Annotated in this window: 23 protein-coding genes; 10 read left to right on the top strand and 13 right to left on the bottom strand. The window is 57.3% G+C overall.

What is annotated here, in order from left to right; all coding sequences use genetic code 11:
- The first annotated feature begins 121 nt into the window (after window positions 1-121).
- The 3 genes from glgA to guaD all read left to right on the top strand — a co-directional run bounded on the left by glgA (window position 122) and on the right by guaD (window position 4,053).
- A complete protein-coding gene (gene glgA / locus VB780_RS19730; protein WP_323352887.1) occupies window positions 122-1,597 on the top strand; it encodes a glycogen synthase GlgA in 1,476 nt (491 codons plus the stop codon).
- Window positions 1,598-1,762: 165 nt separating this feature from the next.
- Entirely contained in the window at window positions 1,763-2,605 is an 843-nt protein-coding gene (locus VB780_RS19725) for a tetratricopeptide repeat protein (RefSeq protein WP_323352886.1), read from the top strand.
- Window positions 2,606-2,706: 101 nt separating this feature from the next.
- Window positions 2,707-4,053, top strand: a complete 1,347-nt coding sequence (gene guaD, locus VB780_RS19720) for a guanine deaminase (RefSeq protein ID WP_323352885.1) — start codon at window positions 2,707-2,709, stop codon at window positions 4,051-4,053.
- Window positions 4,054-4,255: 202 nt separating this feature from the next.
- On the opposite strand, the gene VB780_RS19715 is transcribed toward guaD, so the two are convergent.
- Both VB780_RS19715 and ureE read right to left on the bottom strand, forming a co-directional pair.
- Complete coding sequence (locus VB780_RS19715) at window positions 4,256-4,969, bottom strand: urease accessory protein UreF (protein WP_323352884.1); 714 nt, start codon at window positions 4,967-4,969, stop codon at window positions 4,256-4,258.
- The gene (gene ureE / locus VB780_RS19710) at window positions 4,956-5,396 is read right to left on the bottom strand and encodes an urease accessory protein UreE (RefSeq protein ID WP_323352883.1); all 441 of its coding nucleotides are present in this window, start codon (window positions 5,394-5,396) and stop codon (window positions 4,956-4,958) included. The genes VB780_RS19715 and ureE overlap by 14 nt, the downstream gene beginning before the upstream one ends.
- 196 nt (window positions 5,397-5,592) lie before the next feature.
- On the opposite strand from ureE, the gene VB780_RS19705 reads away from it, so the two are divergent.
- Entirely contained in the window at window positions 5,593-6,945 is a 1,353-nt protein-coding gene (locus VB780_RS19705; RefSeq protein WP_323352882.1) for a hemolysin family protein, read from the top strand.
- A gap of 35 nt (window positions 6,946-6,980) precedes the next feature.
- On the opposite strand, the gene VB780_RS19700 is transcribed toward VB780_RS19705, so the two are convergent.
- The 10 genes from VB780_RS19700 to petB form a co-directional block, all read right to left on the bottom strand.
- Complete coding sequence (locus tag VB780_RS19700; protein WP_323352881.1) at window positions 6,981-7,379, bottom strand: DUF1622 domain-containing protein; 399 nt, start codon at window positions 7,377-7,379, stop codon at window positions 6,981-6,983.
- A gap of 8 nt (window positions 7,380-7,387) precedes the next feature.
- Window positions 7,388-8,179 (bottom strand): peroxiredoxin-like family protein, encoded by a 792-nt coding sequence (locus VB780_RS19695; RefSeq protein ID WP_323352880.1) that lies wholly within the window; start codon window positions 8,177-8,179, stop codon window positions 7,388-7,390.
- Window positions 8,180-8,295: 116 nt separating this feature from the next.
- On the bottom strand, window positions 8,296-9,183 hold the full coding sequence (locus VB780_RS19690; RefSeq protein WP_323352879.1) for a M23 family metallopeptidase: 888 nt from the start codon (window positions 9,181-9,183) through the stop codon (window positions 8,296-8,298).
- Window positions 9,184-9,284: 101 nt separating this feature from the next.
- Window positions 9,285-9,482, bottom strand: a complete 198-nt coding sequence (locus tag VB780_RS19685; protein WP_323352878.1) for a hypothetical protein — start codon at window positions 9,480-9,482, stop codon at window positions 9,285-9,287.
- Between the two features lie 75 nt (window positions 9,483-9,557).
- On the bottom strand, window positions 9,558-10,127 hold the full coding sequence (gene def / locus VB780_RS19680) for a peptide deformylase (protein WP_323352877.1): 570 nt from the start codon (window positions 10,125-10,127) through the stop codon (window positions 9,558-9,560).
- Window positions 10,128-10,214: 87 nt separating this feature from the next.
- A complete protein-coding gene (locus VB780_RS19675; RefSeq protein WP_323352876.1) occupies window positions 10,215-10,610 on the bottom strand; it encodes a hypothetical protein in 396 nt (131 codons plus the stop codon).
- A 78-nt stretch (window positions 10,611-10,688) separates the two neighbouring features.
- The gene (locus tag VB780_RS19670) at window positions 10,689-11,897 is read right to left on the bottom strand and encodes a glycosyltransferase (protein ID WP_323352875.1); all 1,209 of its coding nucleotides are present in this window, start codon (window positions 11,895-11,897) and stop codon (window positions 10,689-10,691) included.
- Window positions 11,898-11,998: 101 nt separating this feature from the next.
- A complete protein-coding gene (locus tag VB780_RS19665; protein ID WP_323352874.1) occupies window positions 11,999-12,457 on the bottom strand; it encodes an anti-sigma regulatory factor in 459 nt (152 codons plus the stop codon).
- Window positions 12,458-12,589: 132 nt separating this feature from the next.
- Window positions 12,590-13,072 (bottom strand): cytochrome b6-f complex subunit IV, encoded by a 483-nt coding sequence (gene petD, locus VB780_RS19660; protein WP_275332192.1) that lies wholly within the window; start codon window positions 13,070-13,072, stop codon window positions 12,590-12,592.
- 152 nt (window positions 13,073-13,224) lie between these two features.
- A complete protein-coding gene (gene petB / locus VB780_RS19655; RefSeq protein ID WP_073608531.1) occupies window positions 13,225-13,893 on the bottom strand; it encodes a cytochrome b6 in 669 nt (222 codons plus the stop codon).
- Between the two features lie 470 nt (window positions 13,894-14,363).
- Here petB and ctpA point away from each other — a divergent pair, with 470 nt between their 5' ends.
- Entirely contained in the window at window positions 14,364-15,605 is a 1,242-nt protein-coding gene (gene ctpA / locus VB780_RS19650) for a carboxyl-terminal processing protease CtpA (protein ID WP_323352873.1), read from the top strand.
- A complete protein-coding gene (locus VB780_RS19645) occupies window positions 15,595-16,905 on the top strand; it encodes an HD domain-containing protein (RefSeq protein WP_323352872.1) in 1,311 nt (436 codons plus the stop codon). The genes ctpA and VB780_RS19645 overlap by 11 nt, the downstream gene beginning before the upstream one ends.
- Before the next feature lie 9 nt (window positions 16,906-16,914).
- Here VB780_RS19645 and VB780_RS19640 read toward each other — a convergent pair whose 3' ends face one another.
- A complete protein-coding gene (locus VB780_RS19640; RefSeq protein ID WP_323352871.1) occupies window positions 16,915-17,970 on the bottom strand; it encodes a hypothetical protein in 1,056 nt (351 codons plus the stop codon).
- A 324-nt stretch (window positions 17,971-18,294) separates the two neighbouring features.
- On the opposite strand from VB780_RS19640, the gene VB780_RS19635 reads away from it, so the two are divergent.
- From VB780_RS19635 to VB780_RS19620, 4 genes are all read left to right on the top strand, one after another.
- The gene (locus VB780_RS19635) at window positions 18,295-20,895 is read left to right on the top strand and encodes a DNA polymerase III subunit alpha (RefSeq protein WP_323352870.1); all 2,601 of its coding nucleotides are present in this window, start codon (window positions 18,295-18,297) and stop codon (window positions 20,893-20,895) included.
- Between the two features lie 267 nt (window positions 20,896-21,162).
- A complete protein-coding gene (locus VB780_RS19630; protein ID WP_323352869.1) occupies window positions 21,163-21,405 on the top strand; it encodes a hypothetical protein in 243 nt (80 codons plus the stop codon).
- Between the two features lie 48 nt (window positions 21,406-21,453).
- Window positions 21,454-21,717, top strand: a complete 264-nt coding sequence (locus tag VB780_RS19625; protein ID WP_323352868.1) for a hypothetical protein — start codon at window positions 21,454-21,456, stop codon at window positions 21,715-21,717.
- Window positions 21,707-22,060, top strand: a complete 354-nt coding sequence (locus VB780_RS19620; protein WP_323352867.1) for a type II toxin-antitoxin system PemK/MazF family toxin — start codon at window positions 21,707-21,709, stop codon at window positions 22,058-22,060. The genes VB780_RS19625 and VB780_RS19620 overlap by 11 nt, the downstream gene beginning before the upstream one ends.
- Window positions 22,061-22,081: the final 21 nt, after the last annotated feature.

Genomic DNA, 22,081 nt, shown 5'->3' with positions numbered 1-22,081 from the left:
TTCCCTACTACTCACTCACACCACCCACACCACTTTCATCCCCCCTCGGACGCTTGCCTATGCCCCAACATCCTGATTGAATAGGGGCATTAAAAATGAACTTTTATGTCGGGGAAGCCCTATGTATATTGTGCAGGTTGCTTCGGAATGTGCCCCGGTCATTAAGGCTGGGGGGCTGGGCGATGTGGTCTACGGTCTCAGCCGTGAGCTAGAAAACCAGGGCCACTGCGTCGAGATCATTCTGCCCAAGTACGACTGCATGCGGTATGACCACATTTGGGGCCTACACGAGGCTTACCATGACCTGGTGGTGCCCTGGTACGGTACCGACATTCTCTGCGATGTGCTCTGCGGCTGGGTGCACGGGCGGCTGTGCTTCTTTATTGAGCCTAAGTCGTGGGAGATGTTCTTTAACCGGGGCTGTTACTACGGCTGCGATGATGACCCCATGCGGTTTGCTTTCTTTAGCAAGGCGGCGATGGAGTTTTTGTTGCGCAGCAACAAGCGCCCCGATGTAATTCACTGCCATGATTGGCAGACCGGGCTGATTCCGGTGATGCTGTTTGAAATTTATAAGTACAACGGCATGGAGTTTCAGCGCACGCTGTACACCATTCACAACTTTAAGCACCAGGGGTTTGGCGGCAGCGAGATTTTGGCGGCGACAGGTCTCAACCGGCCAGAGTACTACTTTCAGCCCTACCGGCTGCGCGATGACTTTAACCCCTTTGCCATCAACTTTATGAAGGGGGGCATTACCTACGCCAACCACGTCAACACGGTGTCGCCCTACCACGCTTGGGAGGCCCAGCATACCGACCAGGGCTTTGGTCTGGGGCATACCCTGCACACCAATCAGCACAAGTTCTCGGGCATTCTCAACGGCATTGACCCGGAGGTGTGGAACCCGGAGAGCGATGCCTACATTCCTCACCACTACGGTCTGACGACCTTCGAAGATAAGGCGCTGAATAAGAAGGAACTGCGCGATCGCCTGCTGCTGAGCCAGAGCGACAAACCCCTAGTGGCCTTTATCGGCCGTTTAGATGACCAAAAGGGCGTCCATCTCGTTCACCATGCCATGTACTATGCTCTGGCGAGGGGGGCGCAGTTTGTGCTGCTGGGCTCGGCCACCGAGAAGAGCATTAACGACTGGTTTTGGCACGAAAAGCTCTTTCTCAACGACAACCCCGATGTCCACCTGGAGCTGAGCTTTAACGAGGAGCTGGCCCACCTAATCTACGCCGGGGCCGACATGATTGTGGTACCCAGCAACTTTGAGCCCTGCGGCCTCACCCAGATGATTGGCCTGCGGTACGGCACGGTGCCCATTGTGCGCGGCGTGGGCGGCCTAGTGAACACCGTCTTCGACTGGGACTACGACACCCTGCACGGGCCGGAGGAGCGCAATGGCTTTGTCTTCTTCCAGAATGACACGGTGGCTTTAGAGTCGGCCATGAACCGCGCCTTTGACATTTGGAACCAGGAGCCCGCCATATTTAAGCAAATTGCTCAGCAGGGCATGGCCTACGACTTTTCGTGGAATCATCCGGCCCAGGCCTATGTAGACCTGTACGAGTATGTGCGCCACAAGTAGTGCAGGTTACAAAACTTTTGATGGCCGGGGCCGGGTTAACGGTAGCTTAACGGTTGTAAAGCTGAGGTAGAGCCGCTATTCTGCCCTTAGCGATCGCCCCGGGGAAATGGGCAAGCTTGGGGATAGGTCTACCACCCAGCACCCTAAACGGTGTCTGTTGAATGAATGTCTGCCGGATCTGACGCCACCCTGTCTAAACTCACTCGCGCTAAGCTACTCCGGGGTCAGGGGGATGCCCTCTACGCCATCGGTCGATATAGCGAGGCGCTGTCGCGGTTTCAGACCGTACTCATCCTGCACGACGACGACTATGAGGTGTGGACGCTACAGGGATTTTGTCTGGCGGCCCTAAAGCAGTTTGAGGCCTCGATTGAAAGCTTTAACCAGGCGATTGCCCGCTGCCCCGACTACGGCCTAGCCTGGCACGGCAAGGGCCATGCTCTAGCCAAGCTCAGCCACTTTGAAGAAGCTGCCACCCACCTAGAGCGGGCCGTCAAGCTCAGCCCTGGTGACAATAAGGCCTGGTATAACCTGGGCACCGCCCAAAACCAGCTGCGCCGCTACCGCGACGCCGTCGCCAGTTTTGAGCACAGTATCAAACTCAACCCCCAAGACCATCGGGCTCGCTACAACCAGGGGGTTGCCCTCTGCGGCCTGCACCGCTACGAAGACGCTATTCAGGTGTTGGGCCAGGCCCTGGCCCAAAAGCCCAACGCCCACTATATCTGGAACCAGCAGGGCACGGTGCTGATTCAAATGGGGCGCTACGGCAAAGCCATCCAGAGTTTTGACACCTCTCTCAGCCACCAGACGCAAAACCCCAATGCCTGGTACGGCAAAGCCCGCGCCTGCGCCATGGCCGGGGATCTGGAGCAAACCCTCAAAAATCTCTACCGCACCTTTGTGCTCAGCCCCTATGTGTATCGGGTAATGGTGCAAATTGATGCCCACTTCGACAGCATGCGCCACCACCCCCGCTTTAAACAGCTTGTCGATGGGGCACAGTAACTTACTCTGTGCTGGCCGAGCGTCAGCCAGCCGGTAGCTGTTTACGCTGAGCACCCCGAAATGGGGTGCTATAGTGTCCTGCGAAGCAACTGAGACAGGCTATGGGGCAAACACCGGCATCTACTGGCGGTACAGTGGCTATTCGTGGAGCGCTGTTAGACTGCGTAGCCGACCCCTTCTACGAACCTGAAGCCCAGGCGATGCGGTACATCCCCGATGGCTTGCTGGTGGTGCGGGAGGGGCACATCGCACACCTGGGCAATTACGAAGAGGTGGCTCCTGGCCTGGGCGAGATCCCTATGGCCGACTATAGGGGCAGGCTGATTACCCCTGGCTTTATCGACACCCATATCCACTATCCCCAAACCGGCATGATGGCGGCCTACGGGGAGCAGCTGCTGGAGTGGCTCAACCGCTACGTCTTTCCCACCGAGGGCAAGTTTGCCGACTCGGCCTATGCCTACCGTGTGGCTTCGCTGTTTCTCGACGAACTTCTTAAGAGCGGTACCACCACTGCTCTGGTATTTGCGGCGGTGTTTCCCCAGTCGGTAGACGCGTTTTTTGAAGCTGCCGATCGTCGCAACCTGCGCATGATCAGCGGCAAGGTGATGATGGATCGCAATGCCCCCGATTACCTCAGCGATACAGCCCAGTCGTCCTACGACGACTCCAAGGCGCTGATTGAGAAGTGGCACGGGCGGGGGCGATTGCTCTACGCTGTCACCCCGCGCTTTGCGGGTACCTCCAGCGAAGCCCAGCTCAAGCTGGCGGCAAAACTGCTGGATGAGTTTCCCGATGTCTACCTGCACACCCACCTGTCGGAAAATGTCAATGAGGTGGCCTGGATTCAGGAGATGTTTCCCCAGTACCAGGGATATTTGGATGTCTACGACCAGACGGGGCTGGTGCGGGAGCGATCGCTGTTTGCCCACGGCGTACAGCTGACCGATGCCGAGTTTCAGCGGCTCTCGGAAGCCAAGGCGGCAATTTCCTTCTGCCCCACCTCGAACCTGTTCTTGGGCAGCGGCCTGTTTCGCATCGAGCAGGCCAAAAATCCTGCGCATCCGGTCAAGGTGGGTCTCGGTACCGACGTGGGGGCAGGCACCAGTTTCTCAATGCTGCAAACGACCAACGAAGCCTACAAGGTCGCCCAGCTGCGGGGACAAAAGCTTTCGGCTTTTAAGGCGCTGTTTTTAGCCACCCTGGGCGGAGCCAGGGCGCTGTGCCTGGAGGATAAACTGGGCAGCTTTGACCCGGGCAAAGAGGCCGACTTTGTGGTGCTCGACCCGCAGGCTACGCCCTTACTGGCGCTGCGTAACGAGGCGGGTATACCTGATTCGTTAGAGGACTTGGCAGATCTGCTATTTTCGCTGGTGATTATGGGGGGCGATCGCGCCGTCACCGCCACCTACATCATGGGAGAGCAGGCCTATGGAAATGCTCTTTGAGCCGAGCCGCTAGGGCGTGTCATCAATTATGGCCAAAAGCCCGGTGTATCAAGCCTTGCCACGCCCGACCCAAAACCCAGGCTAGGGGCTGTAACCCTTGATATTTGAGCGTTCAGCAGCTAATTGATGACAGCCCCTAGTACTAGACGCTGAAGCAAATATACTTTACACCGACTTTCTCAACCAGCTCTTTGCGCTCAACCTAGCTGCGAAATAGGCGCGTGTAGAGGGCTTCGTGCTGCATGGTGGCCAGCGATGTGCCCCAGCTGCTGAGGGAGATTGCGTCGAGAGCCTGGGCGGCAAGGGCGCGATCGCACGCCTCCTCCAGCGTTGGATACAGCCCCAGCAGCATTTCCTGCCCCACGGTTTGCCCCAGGGGAATTAGCTTTACCGCGTTGGTAATTAAGTTGGCGGCCCAGCTGTGTAGGTAGCCCAGCACCGCCGACGCAGCATCGATCTCCCACCGGGCTGCTACCAGGGCAAAGGCGACGGCAAAGTTGCAGGGGCTGCCCGCCGCCCTAAACCAGGGCTTGAGCTCGGGGTGGAGGTGGCTACCCACGCGCACCAGGGCGCGGCCCATGTCCCAGCTTTGCTGACGGGTTTCTTCGCTGTCGCGCAGGGCCGAGAGTTGGTGGTTGAGGCGGGCGATCGCCGCCACCGTGGCAACCCCCTGGTGGCGGCCCAAACCGGCCTGGAAAGCCGCGTGGTGAACGAGCCCCACAGCGGCACCGTCGAGGATGACGAGGCCGTAGGTGAGTTCTTGGGTCAGCCAGCGCAGCATGTCGTTAGCGGTCACGATCGCGCGCTGCTCGACCAGGGTTTCTAGCCCTTCAGAATAGCTGTAGGCCCCCACCGGCAGCGCCGGGCTGGTGAGCTGTAGCAGCCGCAGCAGAGCCTGGGCCTTAGTTGTGGTCATGGCCGTGGCTAGGAGAGTAACTGTGGGTGGCAGAGCGGTAGGCCCCCGCCTCGGGCTCAAAGGGCAGGGTGGCGGTCGAGAGTGCTAAGCCACCCAGCTGGTGCAGCATGGCTTCGAGCACGGCGTCTGGCTCTAGGGTGAGGTGGTCTGGGGCCAGCTCTAGCGAGACATGGCGGTTGCCCAGGTGGTAGGCGGCCCGCAGCAGGTCGAAGCTCGATTGGGCCTTGACCACTACGACGGGCTCTGGCTTAGCCACAATCTCAATCACCGTTTCATCGTCGCCGCCCAGTCGATCGCCCCCGCGCAGCACCGTGCCGCGCGGTAGATTGAGGTAAATCGGGGTGCCATCGTCTGCGGTGAACCGGTGGCGCGATTTGGCGCGATCGCTCGCCGTCAGCGACAGGGTAGCTACCACAGGGGCAGCCACATCTGGAGGCAGTATACGATTAACAGTCAGCAAAACAACTCAGAGAGAGAATCAGGTAACCAGCAACTCAATCGTTTTACCACAGCAGGCGGATATGCCGTTCAATACAGAGTGATAAACCTGCTATAGATGTCATACGGTTTTGTGGCCCAGGCTGGCCCACAGTGTCTTTTTTTCTTGTCGTTAACCTCCCCCTATGTCCGACATTGCCCTCGAAAGTGCGTTCATTTTTCTGCTGATTGTGGCCAACGGGGTGTTTTCAGGGTCAGAAATTGCCCTGGTGTCAGCCCGCAAGGCTCGACTCGAACACCAGGCCCGGCGAGGGAACGCCAAGGCGCGGCAGGCCCTCAAGCTGGCCAACAACCCCAACGACTTTCTCTCAACGGTGCAGATTGGCATTACGCTAATTGGCATTCTCAGCGGTGCCCTGGGGGGGGCCACCGTGGCCACCAGCCTGAGCCAGACGCTGAACCAGGTGCCGGCCCTGGCTCCCTACAGCGATGTGCTCGGGTTGGCGATCGTGGTGGGGCTGATTACCTACCTATCGCTGGTGGTGGGCGAACTAGTGCCCAAGCGCATTGCCCTCAGCTATCCCGAAGCCATTGCCCGCCAGGTGGCTGGCCCCATGAAGGGGCTGTCTCGACTGGCGACCCCGCTGGTGGTGCTGCTGGGGGCGTCCACCAGTTTTTTGGTCAATCTGCTGGGCCTCAAAGAACGCCCCGATGCCGCCATTACCGAAGAAGAACTGCGCCTGTTGATCGACCAGGGCACCGAGGCAGGCAACTTTGAGGTAGCCGAGCAGGAAATTATGGGCCGGGTGCTGCAACTGGGCGATCGCCCCATTCGCTCAATTATGACCCCCCGTACCGACATTGAATGGCTCAATGTCAATGCTTCCTTTGCCGAACACAGCGAGTTGGTCATGCAGAGCGCCCACTCCCACTTTCCGGTGTGCGAAAACAGCATTGATGACTGCATAGGGGTGGTGTCGCTCAAGGCACTGCTGCCCAACTACCTCAGCCAAAACACCGAGCCGACCACGCTGCTCAGCCTGGTGCAGCCGCCCCTGTTTATGGCCGAGAGCACCTACGTACTCAAGGTGCTAGAGCTATTTAAGACCTCGGGCACCCACTTTGCCATGGTGCTCGATGAGTACGGCGGCGTAGAGGGGCTGGTTACTCTAAACGATGTGGTAGAGGCAATTGTGGGCGATTTGCCCTCCATGGAAGATGCCGACGACCCGATGATGACTCAGCGGGACGATGGCTCCTGGCTGCTCGACGGGCTGCTGCCGGTGGACGACCTCAAAGACCTGCTCAACCGCGAACAGCTGACCGCAGACGAAGACAACTACCACACCCTGGCGGGCTTTATCATTCGCCACATGGGCCGCATTCCCAATGCGGGCGATGCCTTTGAATGGGAGGGGCTGCGGTTTGAGGTGGTCGATATGGACGGTCGCCGGGTAGACAAGGTACTGCTGGAGAATCTGCCGCCGCGATCGGAGTTAACGTCGTTCTCTGGGGAGAATGAGGACGGGGCGAGATAAGCCAGTGACCCCTTTACACTCCTCCAGCCCTCGACTTACCTACCCTTGATGGTGTCTTCGTCTAACTTTTTCTGTTCTTTCACCAGGGCCAGCTCAGAGGCCATCTCTCGATCTAAGAAGTAGTTGAGAAATGTGCGAATTACGGCAATTACCGCCAGTTTAATCAAATCTTGGTTGGTGGGTGCCACGGTGGTCGATAGAATATCGGCCCCCAGTTGAAACTCTAGGGCTAGGGCCAGCCAGGTGCCAAACCGCAGCCGCACCTGGTTAAACGGAAACTCTTTTCCTCGGCGATGGCGATTGAGTCTGAAGGCCAGGAGCGCGGTTTGGCATAACCCGGTTACCACACACAGCACCGAGATTGCCTCCAAACAAAGGGTGGCAACTAAGACAATATCTTCGAGCAGCACTTCTAAAAGTTCAATCCATGCCATAGCCGCCCTCAAGCCTGGGTAGCCGCAGGAACCCGATCGTCCAGGAAGGCCAGGGGATTGGCCATGGTTTCCGCAAAGCCAAGAATGCCGCGATCGCGATGTTCGTACAGCAAATTCCCCTGCCCATCCAGCAAAAACGTGCCGCCCCGCTGGGTGAGGTAGGCGGCGTTGGGCACGTAGGTGCTCCAGTGACTCAGCACCTCAGTCATGTTGCGCAGCCGCAGGGTGGCCAGTTCTATGGGTCGCTGAAAGCCGCTGCCCCCAACCAGGTTAAAGGCTTTGCCGGTCAGCGGCGGCAGTGGCCCGGCTTTGACCACTTCGTCGTCACCGATGAGCTGGGGCGCACGGCGATCGCCCGTATAACCGCGCAACACCTCGCGCAGCGTGCCTGGACTGGCGATTCCCGCACACATCAGCATTAGATTGAGCCAAGCGGCCTGTCTAGGTTGCAGACCCGGTGGATTGAGGGTCAACCCCTGGTAAAGCCCTAGCTCGCGGTGCAGGGCGGCGGTTTCATCGACAAAGAGAGAGTCTGCAGGGAAGCCGGTGTAGGTGCAGAACTTTTGGCCGGAGGCGCGATCGCCAATGCCTACCGCCCGCACTACAATGCCTCGCTGGCTGAGGGTTTCAGCCTCCCGCTGCAACCACCAGGCGTACTCCAGGCTATCGAAGTCACCCAACTGGGGCCACACCAGTACCAAAATTTGGGCCGATCCCTCACAGCCTTTCAGCAGCGACACCGTCTCGCCGTCGCTTACCCGCTGCCGCTGGGTCTGGGCCAAGATCTCGTAACTGCTCATCGAATTATCCCTAGGGCGATGGTTTGAAAATGCTGTTTTGGACGGTGGGCCGTGCCCACCCTAGGCAGCACATTCACCCGCCCACCCTTACTCACCTACTCATCCACTCCTTCGCTCTACTCAAATCCCCGGCTGCTCCACGGACCTGGGTCTACACAGACCCCATGTACATACAGCCCCCAGTGCAGGTGTGGCCCGGTCGATGCCCCAGTGCTGCCCACGGCCCCAACCACCTGCCCCGCCTGCACCATGTCGCCTTCGTTCACGTCGATGCGGCTGAGGTGAATCATAATACTGAGCACCCCCTGGCCGTGGTCGATGCCGACGGTGTTGCCGTGGAGCTCAAATCCGTCAGACACGCGGCCCACCAAGGCAATGCGCCCGGCAGCGGGGGCCGCCACAGGGGAACCAGTGGGAGAGGCGTAGTCGAGGCCCCGGTGGTAGTAGTCTTGGGCAAAGACGCCGTTGTAATAGCGACGCACGCCGTACTGGGTGCTAGGGCGACCCTGGTTGGGGCGCACCATCGGCCCATTCCAGTAGCGCTCAGGGCTGACGATATTCTTAAAGGCAGCGACCCGGTCAAACTCGTGCTGGGTACCCAGGTCGCTCTGGCTGGGCGACAGAGTAATGCGCTGGGTGGGGAAGTTGCGGTTTTTGAGGCCCACCGCCAGGTTACGGGTTTCGCCCGTGCCGATCACCCGAATCACCATGCGACCCGGTGGGTTGAGCGGGCTGGTGGGCACCAGCGCCCGAAACCGATTGCCGCTGATGGGGAAGGTGGGATATTCAAGGCTATCGTCGACGGTGACTTTAGGCTGGGTTGAGGCCGGCGTACGCGGAATAGCGATTACAGAAATGGTGTCGCCTAGTTCGGGGGCGGTAGGGTTGAGCACCACATCGTAGGCTTGGGCCGGGCGACTCACCAGCACCGCCACTGAGCCAGCAGCGGTGGCGGCCAGCAGCGATCGCCGGGTCAGCAAGGGAATCTCTCGGTTCGGCTCCATAGCTCCGTCCTCTGTCGATGGTTTCTATAGTAGACGCTGCTTTGGAGAGGAAGATGCCAAAAATTGCCAGGATTTCCAAGCAGGCAGCGGCAACTATCTACCTACTCTTGGTTGGCTTTAGCGTCTTGAACAGCCGCATAGAAAAATATCCCCACCAGAGGCACGCAGAGGCCGAGGATGACTGTGGTGGGCACCGTGCCCCAGTCGGGGCTACCGGAGGATAGCTCAAAGATAGAGCCTACGGCGGCGATCGCAGCCACGCAGGAACCAGCTAACAACAGGCCACTCTTGGGGGTCACAGGATTTCTCCTAAAACGGCTAAGGGGGCCAATTTCCTGGCCCTAACGAGGCAGCATACCACGGTGCTAAAGCGATTAATGGACGGTTACAGGCTGCACGTCTTTGGCGTAAAAGCCGTTCTTTTTCAGCTCTTGGTTGAGGGCCAGGGCATTCTCTACTCGATCGACAAACAGCACCCCAGCCAGGTGATCCATCTCGTGGAGAATGCAGCGGGCCAGCAGATCGTTGGCCTGGAGCTTTTTAGGGCGACCGTTTTCGTCTTTGTAGGAGACCTCTAGCGCCGCCGGGCGAACTACGTCCAAGTAGACGCCGGGAATGCTGAGACAGCCTTCCTGCCCAGTGGCAATGTCTTTAGAGACTTTAACGATTTGGGGATTGATCAGCACCAGGGGCTGGTTGGCCGCGTCTTCGGGGTCAATATCGATGACCAGCAGCTGCTTGTTGACCGCCACCTGGGGGGCCGCCAACCCAATGCCGTCGGCACTGTACATGGTTTGCAGCATCTCCTTTACCAGGGCGCGAATTTCATCGTCGACCTTGGCCACCCGCTTGGCGGGATGGCGCAGCACGCGATCGCCCAGGGTATGAATTTCCAGGGGCGGCTGCTTGAGCTTGGTTTTTTCGACTTGAATGGCGGCGGGCATAGGGATGGGTTCCAGGGTTATTTATGGTTGTGGTATCTATCCTAACAACACAGACTCACTTCGACATAGCGGTTAACCGTAGTCGGGTTAATCCCCCTCGGGCAAGATGGGTTTGGCTTCAACGGTGACATCCACCGCTGTAATGTCAATGGTGCCTTCTTCTGCCACCCGCGAAAACCCATCTAACTCGGTGTGCAACGGGGTGCCGCAGTTAAGGCAGCGGGTCTCGGCCCCCTTGATGCCGGTCAGTGGGGTAGAACACACCGGACAGGACGCCTGCACCAGGTTGCGCCGCAGCCAAAATCGCAGCCCAATAAACCCCAGCACCGGGGCCACCAGCAGCAGCACCACCAGCACCGCCAGCGATTTCACCAGCCAGCCCAGGCCAACCGCCCCCAGCAGCCAGATCACCCCAAATAGGGTGAGCCAACAGCCCAGGCCCGAAAAGTTAATTTGAACTTGTTTAGAGCTATTTGGGTTCACAGGGGCATTCTCCACACGGCACCGGCAGGGGCTGAAAACGTCTGGGCCAGGCCCTAGCCTTAGCTTTCTATTCTATCGCTACGCTACCGAATAGCTGGCCAGAGCCCGCTCCAGGTGTCCGGATAGGGCTTGAGTACCGAAGGCTGCCAATGCCTCTTGCCGCAGCCACACCCCCTGGCAGCGCGGGTCGTGGCCCGCCAGCATTTCGATACAGGCAGCGGCGACCGCTTCGGGATCGCGGTGGGGCACTCGCCAGCCAAGTCGCCCATCTTGCAGGGGGTCGGCGGAGCCATCCTGGTCGCCAGACAGCACCGGCACCCCGCAGGCCATCGCCTCCAGGTAAACAATGCCAAAGCCCTCCTGGGAAGGCATCACGTAGGTATCGGCCAGGCGGTAGTGGGCGACCAGGGCCTCGGTGGGCACAAAACCGGCAAACACAACGCGATCGCTCACCCCCAATTCTTCAGCCAAAGCCACCAGCCGTAGCTGGTCATCGCCCCGGCCAATCACCAGATATTTCACCGTGGGCACGGCAGCGGCAATGGTCGGCAGCGCCCGAATCGTGACATCCACACCTTTGTAAATATCCCCCGACCACAGACGGGCGACGGTCATTAGCACCCGGCAGTCGACCAAACCGTAGGTCTCCACCAGGGCTGGATTAGCGGGGCCAGGGCTAAAGCGATCGCCATCGACCGCGCAGGGAACCATGAACGCCCTAGCCGGGTCTAGACCATTGGCGGTGCAGGCGCGATCGCGGCTGTAGCGGCTGTTGGCCCAAATCCAGTCGGCCTGGCGCAGCGCCCGCTGCTCGCGCTCAGGCAGCGGTTCCCACACCTCTTTGCCATAGATCATCACGGTGTAGGGCAGCCTGAGCCAGCGGCAGAGGGTCGAAACCAGCGGCAGCAGCAGCACGTGACCGCAGATTACCTGGCGCGGTCGGTGGAGCATCAAATATTGTAGCAGTGCCGTCACCAGCCGGACACGCCCTAGCGCTGGAGATGCCGACGCCAGATAGTGAAACCGCAGTGGAGGGTGATCGTAGGGGTTCGGACAGTCTGGCCCATCCCGCAGCAAAAAAACATCGGCGGGGAAGGGGTGTAGCTGCTTTAGATAGGCCGCCAAAACGTCCTTAACGTAGGATTGAATGCCCCCCTCCCAGGAAAAAATTTCTAGGAAAACAAAGACCAGCGATCCCCCTACTTCAGGGGCAGAGACTGGGGAAATTTCAGCAGGCATGTTCCCCGTAGGCTCGTGGACAGCAGCTAGATTAGTGGTTAAACCCATGCAGAAAAAGACAGCACAACAGTCGCCAAGTGCCCTCTAGGCTACCCAAAACAGGGGTCTAGGCTACGACTAAGAACTTTCTTTGTAAGGGCAGGCTAGGGCTAACAGGTAGGAAAAGTACCGTACTTGACGATAGAAAGACAGTTGCGCCCATCCTTTGAGCGGTGGTAGGTGACCTTATCGGCCAGGCGACGCAGCAAAAACCAGCCGTAGCCGCTGTCAAGCAGCTCGCCGGGCTGGGGTTCGGGCAGCAGCTCTGGATTGAAGGGGTCGCCGTGATCCCAAATGCGAATTTCAACGCAGTCGGCAGCTAGGGAGAGATCAATATCAATGTCGGTATCGGCGGGCAGGTGGGCATGGGCGTGGCGCACAGCATTGGTAAAGCCTTCGGTGAGAGCCAGGGCCAGGCGATCGCAGTGGTTGCTCACCCAGGCCGACTCTCCTTCTAGAGATCGGCAGGTATCGCGAAACCAGCGCTGCACCTGAGCTACGACATCTAGCTTGCTTGCTACCTGTAGGTGTTCTTGTCTGAATTCTTGTCTGGTGCCCACCCGTGCCATAGCCACTCCTGTATCAACGCCTACCAGAGTTCCCTAACCGTAGCTTAGCGAAAGAGTACGCCCCCAGCAAAAAGACCTGCGCAAAACGATACAGTTCTACGCAGGTCTTGAATGATAGATAGAATTAGCCGCCTAGAACAGGCCCAGGGTCAGCGATTCTTGAATGGGGAAGGTGGCCCCAATACCCAGCCACAGGGTCACAGCCGTACCAAACAAAAACACGGTGGTGGCCAAGGGACGGCGGAAGGGATTTTGGAACTTGTTGATGCTCTCAATAAAGGGCACCAGCATTAGCCCCAGGGGAATAGCGGTCATCGCGCCAATGCCAAGCAGCTTGCTCGGCACAATCCGCAGAATCTGGAAAGTGGGATACAGATACCACTCCGGCAGAATCTCTAACGGGGTCGCAAAGGGGTCAGCGGGTTCACCCACCAGGGCGGGGTCTAGCACAGCCAGCCCAACACAGCAGGCGATGGTGCCCAAAATCACCACGGGGAAGATGTAGAGCAGGTCGTTGGGCCAGGCGGGTTCGCCGTAGTAGTTGTGGCCCATGCCCTGCTTGAGCAGATCTCTTAACTTAGGATCGCTTAGATCCGGTTTTTTAATGGTCGCCATTGAAAAAACTTCTCCTGTTACAGCCAGTTGGGCCAGGCCCAAAGTCTAAACCATTCAGCCAGGGCAATCGGTATAGCCGAAACCAAACGTCATGCCCTCAAACAATTGTCCAGGAGCCTGCCTCAGCAACGGCTCCATCCATTGCTCAAACCCTAGAGAGGGCCGGAGATACCCTGCTTGCGAATCATCAGGAAGTGCAGCAGCATGAACACCGCGATCGCCCAGGGCAGAACGAAGGTGTGCAGGCTGTAGAAGCGAGTCAGGGTTGATTGCCCAACGGCCTCGCCGCCGCGCATCAGCTCAACCACGGTAGAGCCCACCACAGGAATGGCACCGGGCACCCCAGACACAATCTTCACCGCCCAGTAGCCCACCTGATCCCAGGGAAGGGAGTAGCCGGTAACGCCAAAGGTCACGGTGATCACAGCCAGCACCACGCCAGTCACCCAGGTCAGCTCGCGGGGCTTCTTGAAGCCGCCGGTGAGGTACACCCGAAACACGTGGAGAATCATCATCAGCACCATCATGCTGGCCGACCAGCGGTGGATAGACCGAATCAGCCAGCCGAAGTTGACGTCGGTCATCAGGTACTGCACAGAACTGAATGCTTCGGTGACCGTGGGTTTGTAGTAAAAGGTCATCGCAAACCCAGTGGCAAACTGGATCAGGAAGCAGGTCAGGGTAATGCCGCCCAGGCAATAGAAGATATTGACGTGGGGCGGCACATACTTGCTAGAGATGTCGTCAGCCAAGGCCTGAATCTCTAGCCGCTCGTTAAACCATTGGAAGGCCTTAGAGTCGGTAACTTGCTTGGTAAACATGAAGCGGGTAACTCTATATATTCAATAATTGCCGTCAATGAAAAATGTAACATAGCCGTAATGGCAACGCTAAGTTCTCTGTCCTAGATTTTAAGCCCTAGGGCGCATCCTGCCATCCCAAGAATTGACAATTGGGGCAAAAGGCTCACCCCAGGCCACACGCCAGCCTTAGGAGATAAATTAGACCCCCACCACAATTTCACAACATTCCGTTACATTGCCTCGACGGTGACGCAGAGCCAGTGCTAGGGATCTGCGTCACTGTGGGGCTGGACAAATTCGACAGGCCAGCACTATTTCTGCGGGTTGGGCGCAATCAGTAAAAAAATGATCAGAATAAACTAATGTGAAGCGCTGACCGAATGGCTAAGGATATCGTTGATCCTTAACCCAGGCCCCCTGCGGGCTAGAAACGCTGGTCAACACTGATTTCTGACCCTCAATTCACTGCCTGCCTCTGCCCTGCGTTTATGATCAAACCCCTGTTGCGTCTTTCTATTCTGAGCCTTTGCCTGATCGGGTTAGTGGTGGGTGGGGTGTCAGCAGGCCCTGCTCTGGCCCTCACCGGAGAGCAAACCCTGGTGGCAGAGGTATGGCGCATTGTGAACCGAGCCTACGTAGACGAGACTTTTAATCACCAAAACTGGTGGTTTACCCGCCAGCGAGCCCTAGATCGTCCCCTGGCCAGCCGAGACGACACCTACCAAGCGATTCAGGATATGCTGGCCGGGCTAGAGGATCCCTACACGCGGCTGCTACCCCCTGAGCAGTACCGCAGTTTGCAAACCAGCACCGCTGGGGAGCTGACCGGAGTAGGGCTACAAATTTCTAAGGATGAGCAACCCGGCTGGCTGCGGGTGATCGCCCCCATCGAAGGCTCTCCGGCAGAGCAGGCGGGCATTCAGCCTCAAGATATGGTGCTTGAGATCGATGGCGTCGCCACAACAGAGCTAACGTTGGACGAGGCCGCTGCCCGGATGCGGGGCCAGCGCGGCACTACCGTTACCCTACAACTGCGCAGCCCCGATGAGACCACCGCCCACCAGGTTTCTCTCACCCGCGATGTCATCACCCTCAACCCCGTAGTGGCTGAATTGAAGACAATGCCAACCGGGCAGCGGGTGGGCTACCTGCGGCTGAGCCAGTTCAACGGCAATGCGTCAGAAAAAGTGGCCGCTGCGATTCGCACGCTGGCCGACCAGGGGGCGGAGGGTTACCTGCTCGACCTGCGCAATAACCCCGGTGGGCTGTTGCAGTCGGGTATCGAAATTGCGCGGCTGTGGCTACCCCAGGGCACGATTGTCTACACGGTTAATCGCCAGGGCATTTTAGATAGCTTCGAGGCGTTTGGTCAGGCGATTACCGATGCGCCCCTGGTGGTGCTGGTCAACGAAGGCACCGCCAGCGCCAGCGAAATTTTGGCCGGGGCGCTGCAAGACAATGGCCGAGCTACGCTGGTGGGCAGCACCACCTTTGGCAAGGGACTAATTCAGTCGCTGTTTGACCTGTCGGATGGGGCGGGGCTGGCGGTGACGGTGGCCAAGTACGAAACCCCGGCCCACCACGACATCAACAAATTGGGGATCAAACCCGATCGCATCGTCGCCAGCGTGCCCCTCAACCGCGACACCGTCGCCACCGATGCCGACCCCCAGTACCAGGCTGCCCTAGAGATGCTGAGCCAAGCCAAGGTACTGGCCAGTGCGTCCTAAATCCTTGCCCCAGGAAGGGCCGCTCAAGGCTAGCCGCTCTTACCACGACCCCCTACACGGGGCAATTACGCTGCACGCCAGCGATCCCGATGAAGCGTTGCTGACCCAGCTCATTGACACACCCACCTTTCAGCGGCTGCGGCGGATTCGCCAGCTCGGCCCCGCCAGCCTTACCTTTCACGGGGCCGAAAGTTCGCGCTTTACCCATTCCCTGGGGGTGATGGCGATCGCCCGTCGCGCCTTTGAGCAAATTCAGCGGCGCTACCCGGAGCTGGCCCCCTACCGGGCCACGGTGCTGGTGGCGGCCCTGCTCCACGACATTGGCCACGGCCCCTTTAGCCACACCGCTGAAGAGGTGTTTGGCCTCCAGCACGAGCACTGGACCCGGCGCATGATTGGTGAGCTGCCGGAGATTCACGATGCCCTAGAGGCGCACTCGGAGGGGCTGGCGGCAGCGGTGGATCAGGTCTATACCCATGAGCACCCGATCGCGCTAGTGTGGCAGTTAGTCTCCAGTCAGCTGGACTGCGATCGCCTCGACTACCTGCTGCGCGACAGCTACTTTACCGGGGCCAGCTACGGCCAGCTCGATTTAGACCGCATTCTCATGGCCCTGCGGTTTGAACCAGTGAGCGGTCGCCTGGTGGTGGCCCACAAGGGTCTGTCTGCGATCGAGCACTACTTGGTGGTGCGCCACTTTATGTATGTGCAGGTGTACAACCACCCCAAAAATATCGCCGTCACCTGGCTGCTAGAGCGGGCCTTCGAGCGGGCCCGCTCTGACTTGCATGTGGGCAAGCTAGAGGCCGATCCGACGGTAACGGCTTGGCTGCTGACACCTGATCATCCCCTGTCGTTAGAGACTTACCTGGCCGGGGACGACATTGTCTTTACCTACCACCTCCAGCGGTGGCGGCACAGCCCTGACCTACTGCTGGCCGATCTGTGCCGCCGTTTCCTCGATCGCGACCTGCTCAAGACTTTGGAAGTGACCCGACTCTCGACAGATCAGCAGAATGACTTTCTCGATGCAGTTCGCACCCATTTAGAGCAGCAGGGCTACAGCGGCGAGCACTACAGCGGCCTGCGCCGCACCTGGAGCCGAGGCTACACTACCTATAACGAAGGCATTTGCCTCCACAGCGACAACGCGTTTGTTGACATCAAAGACCTATCGCCCCTGGTGCAGGCCCTCAGCCAGCCCTACGAACGCACCTGGTTACTCTACCCGCGAGAAATTCACCCCTGGCTGCGGCAAACTTGGGCCACCTACAGCCCCGCTGCCTCAGAGGTCGAGTAGGCTACCCAGCTATAGCTCAGGCTCAATTTGCTGGCGCTGACGATGCGGGATTGGCGGCATTAATTCAACCAGCGCTAAGAGCGTTAGGCTCAAGGGCCACAAAAAATACTGCAAAAACAGCACCGAATTGAAATAGAGAAACACCATCATCACTAGGGCAGCACAAGCCAAGATGCTGACTTTTTCCGTCAAAAAGCTCAAATAGACTAGCCCCATTAGCAACATCATGGGCAGCTTGGCTTTGAGACCTACCAACCAGGGCAAATCCTGCGAAAACATCACATCTAAGGAAGGGGCAGCTTCAACATGGGAACTGCCTGCTCGAGTAGCAGAAAAAAGAATGGATTTGATAAAGCCTTCGGCATCCCAAGCCAGAAAAGGCAGCGACGTTAAAACTGGGATACTCAAAATAATCAAAAGACCCAGACCTACCTCCTTGAACCGTTTGGTTTCAGGGGCCACCTTCCAAAGATAAACGAGGTAAAGCGGTAGCAAAAAGATGGCAATCTGCTTAATTCCCAAAGACAGGCTAAAGACAAGTAGTGCCCATGTCACTCGATCCTTAAGCAGCAACAGGGAGAGTAGCAGGAAGAAGACGGCGGCAAACTCAAGGTGATGAACCCGCGTAATATAGACACTCCATCGACCCAATAAAAGAATGCCAGCAGCAGAAAAGCCAAAGAGCCACAGCCCCCGAACGTAGAAAAATCTCAGCGCCAGAGCAACTATCCCCATGTGACATAAAAATGACAGGGGACGCCATAGATAGAGCCAGTTTAAAAACTCTGGAAAGCCAAGTTTTTGAAGCAGCGCAGAGACGAGATAGGCTAGCGGAAAGTAAGTCGCGTACTTATCGTTAGCCCGCATGTCGCTGGCTAAGACCCTGGAGTAGGGGTTTTCTCCGACAATAATTCTTTTGCCTTCTAGCCAGATGTAGTAAATATCTTGACCCATTAAATCGGCAGCGGGCGTAAACCAAAAGCTAATATGCATCAGCAGGCCCGCAACCAGTAACAGCAGGAGCGTGAGCCAATATCGTTTATCCCGTCTGTGCAATCCTGGCATGGCAAACTACTGACTCCTGGATGATTGTGATTATTTAATCGCTACTCTTAGCGGCCAATCGGTTTAGGCCTTATCTCTGGGGCTGAGCTGACTGGCAATCGCATGTTGAGCTGTTTAGCTCACGCTGGGCATAGTCTAGGAGAATAATCGCTACTAGCCTCGCCCCTACATATGGGGGATATTGTTTTCTATCTTTCTCAAGAATCGCTAGATGTAGGCCGACAGATCCGCTAACCTAAGGGTCAGCTTGAGTATTCTGGGCAAGAGTTGCCTAGCCGCAGGGATGCTCAAAATGGTAAAATTGTACTAATGAGCCGCTGCGCTATGTCCTTTGTTGGTCTCCACATCCACAGTGCCTACAGCCTGCTCGACGGGGCCAGCCAGCTGCCCCAGCTAGTGGCGCGGGCTAAGGAGTTGGACATGCCCGCGATCGCCCTCACCGACCACGGGGTGATGTATGGCGCGATCGAGCTGATCAAAGTCTGCAAGGGGGCGGGCATCAAGCCGATCATCGGCAACGAGATGTACCTGATCAACGGCGACATTTCGCAGCAGCAGCGCCGCCCCCGCTACCACCAGGTGGTGCTGGCCAAAAATACCCAGGGCTATAAGAACCTGGTCAAGCTCACCACCATCTCCCACCTCCAGGGCGTCCAGGGCAAGGGCATCTTCTCGCGCCCCTGCATCAATAAGGATTTACTGGAGCAGTACCACGAGGGGCTAATCGTCACCAGCGCATGTTTGGGGGGCGAAGTGCCCCAGGCCATTCTGCAGAAACGGCCCGATGTGGCCCGCAAGGTGGCCCAGTGGTATAAGGACCTATTTGGCGAAGACTACTACCTGGAGATTCAAGACCACGGCTCCCCCGAAGACCGAGTGGTGAATGTGGAGCTGCTGAAGATCGCCCGCGAGATGGACATCAAGGTGATCTGCACCAACGACTCCCACTACATCTCCTGCAACGACGTGGAGGCCCACGACGCTCTGCTGTGCATTCAGACCGGCAAGCTGCTGACCGAAGATAAGCGCTTGCGTTACAGCGGCACAGAATACCTGAAGTCTGCCGATGAGATGCGGCAGCTGTTTCGCGATCACATCGAGCCGGAGGTGATTGAGGAATCGATCGCCAACACCCTTGAAGTTGCCGACAAAATTGAAGACTACACCGGCATCCTTGGCCAGTCGCGCATCCCCGACTTCCCCATCCCCGCCGAGTTTAACGAAGATGCTGGGGCCTACATGGGCCACGTGGCGCGGGAGGGGCTGGTCAAGCGGATGAAAACAGCCAGCTATGAGGAGATTGATCAGGAGTATCGCGATCGCCTCGAATACGAAATCGAGATGATGATCCAGATGGGCTTCCCCACCTACTTCTTGGTGGTGTGGGACTACATTCGCTTTGCCCGCGACAACAATATCCCCGTTGGCCCCGGTCGCGGCTCGGCAGCGGGTTCCCTAGTGGCCTATGCCATGGAAATCACCAACATCGACCCGATTCACCACGGGCTGCTGTTCGAGCGCTTCTTGAACCCCGAGCGCAAGTCAATGCCGGATATTGACACCGACTTCTGCATCGATCGCCGCGACGAGGTGATCAAATACGTCACCCGCCGCTACGGCGAGGAGCGGGTCGCCCAGATCATCACCTTCAACCGCATGACCTCCAAGGCGGTGCTCAAAGACGTGGCGCGAGTGCTCGATATTCCCTATGCCGAGTCAGACCGGATGGCGAAGCTGATCCCCGTCGCGCGGGGCAAGCCCACCAAGCTCAAGGTAATGATCTCCGACGACACCCCCGCCCCAGAGTTCAAAGAAAAATACGACAACGATCCCCAGACCCACCGCTGGATAGATATGGCCCTGCGGATCGAAGGCACCAACAAAACCTTCGGCATGCACGCCGCCGGGGTGGTGATTTCCAAAGACCCCCTCGACGAAATTGTGCCCCTCCAGCGCAACAACGACGGCTCGGTCATCACCCAGTACTACATGGAAGATGTCGAAGCCCTGGGCCTCTTAAAGATGGACTTTTTGGGCTTGCGCAACCTCACCATGATCCAAAAAACCCTGGATCTAGTCGAGGCCACTCACGGCATCAAAATTGACCCCGACGACCTGCCCATGGATGACCCCGCCACCTACAAGTTACTGGAACGGGGCGATCTGGGCGGCGTGTTTCAACTTGAGTCTTCCGGTATGCGCCAGATTGTGAAGGATCTCAAGCCCTCCGGTTTGGAAGATATTTCCTCGGTGCTGGCCCTCTACCGCCCCGGCCCCCTCGATGCTGGCCTGATCCCCAAATTCATCAACCGCAAGCACGGGCGCGAAAAAATCGACTTTGCCGACGAAATTCTCAAGCCGATTCTCAGTGAGACCTACGGCATCATGGTCTACCAAGAACAGATCATGAAAATTGCCCAGGATATGGGCGGCTACTCCCTGGGCCAGGCCGACCTGCTGCGGCGGGCCATGGGTAAAAAGAAAATGTCGGAAATGCTCAAGCACCAGGAAAACTTCGTCAATGGCGCGATGGAGAAAGGCGTCGCCAAGAAGGTGGCGACGGAACTTTGGGATCAGATGGTGAAATTTGCCGAATACTGCCTCAGCGCTGATACGGAGTTGCTAACGTTGGAATATGGCCCTCTCACCATCGGTGAAATTGTCGCCAAACGCATCCCTTGCCATGTCTTCAGCGTGGATGACCACGGCTATGTGTACACCCAGCCCGTGTCCCAATGGCACTGTCGCGGCCAGCAAGAGGTGTTTGAATACCACCTCGACGATGGCACCACGATTCGCGCTACCGCCGACCACCAATTTATGACCGAGACGGGAGAGATGGTTGCGATCGACGAAATCTTTCAGCGCGGGCTAGAGTTGAAACAAGTGGAAGCCCCTTGGCCGCATGTGCTGCGCTGCGCATGATTGGAAATTGCCCATTGTGGCCAATCAATTTCTTGAGTCTTGAACGCGTAGCGTAGCCAGTTTTTGAGAAGACATTGTGGGTAAGAAAAAGGAGTATCGCAAGCAACTAGAAGGGCACAGGCGAGCGTTAGCTGAGCACCTTGATAAAATTGCCCAAGAGCAAGAGAAACCCTCCGCTACACAAGATCAAGGATTGATCGGTCATTGGGAGAAAACTGTAGCTAACTGCCGACAGCAAATTGCCAAGCTCGAAAGGAGACTTAAGCTATGACTCAAGCTACCTCGCAATCATCTCTGATGCGACTCAAACGATATTTGGCTGAGTATCGGCCTCAGCTTGAGAAGGCAATTACGGCAATACAAATTCTTGAAGCTCCGTATTCTGACGCTGACGAAGAAGTCTTTACCCAGGCTTTAGCAGATCTCCATGTGTGTGCCACTGTTTTAGAGTCTTACTCTGAAGGAATGGTGGATGCGATCGACCAGTTCACCGAAGAACTGCCGAACTAAAGAGTTGTCATACTCAGGTGAGAAAGTTGTCTAAAGAAGGTGGATATCATGCTTCAAGCGGTTGAAGGGGTTTATCGCAACGGCAAAGTAGAGCTGCTCGAAGTTCCGGCAGCATCGGAAGGAATGCGGGTAATAGTAACTTTCCTAAACAGCTCAGAGGAATTGGCAGTTTCTGTTAACAAACCAGATTTATCTGTGGATTTAGCGAGCCGAGGGATAAGCCCTGAGCAGGCTGAAAATCTGCGATCGCGCCTACAAACCTTCGCCGAAGACTGGGACAGTCCCGAAATGGATGTCTACGATGATCTATAGCCGCGGTGAAATTGTTCTTGTTCTGTTCCCCAACTTCAACACGAGAACAGCAAAACGCCGCCCTGTTTTGGTTGTTCAAGCTACGGAATTGAACACTGGATTGCCCCAACTGATTATGGCCATGATTAGCAGCAATATGAAACGGGCAGGCCATCCCAGCCGAATAGCGATTCAACTCAACAGTCCTGAATCTAGCCAGAGTGGATTGCTTACGCATTCTGTAATTATGGCGGATAATCTAGCGACGATTCTAGAATCAGAAATTGACCGTAAACTAGTTATCTGGTCAGACATGCTAGCCGTTGATCTCGCTCTATGCCACACATTAGGAATTGGTCGGTAATTAGCGCAGGCGCGAAGTCTT

The sequence above is a fragment of the Leptolyngbya sp. CCNP1308 genome (assembly GCF_034932455.1).
In the GTDB taxonomy this organism is placed as follows: domain Bacteria; phylum Cyanobacteriota; class Cyanobacteriia; order Phormidesmidales; family Phormidesmidaceae; genus Nodosilinea.
The sequence above is the reverse complement of the archived record's forward strand: the minus strand, read 5'-3'. Positions and strand labels throughout refer to the sequence as shown.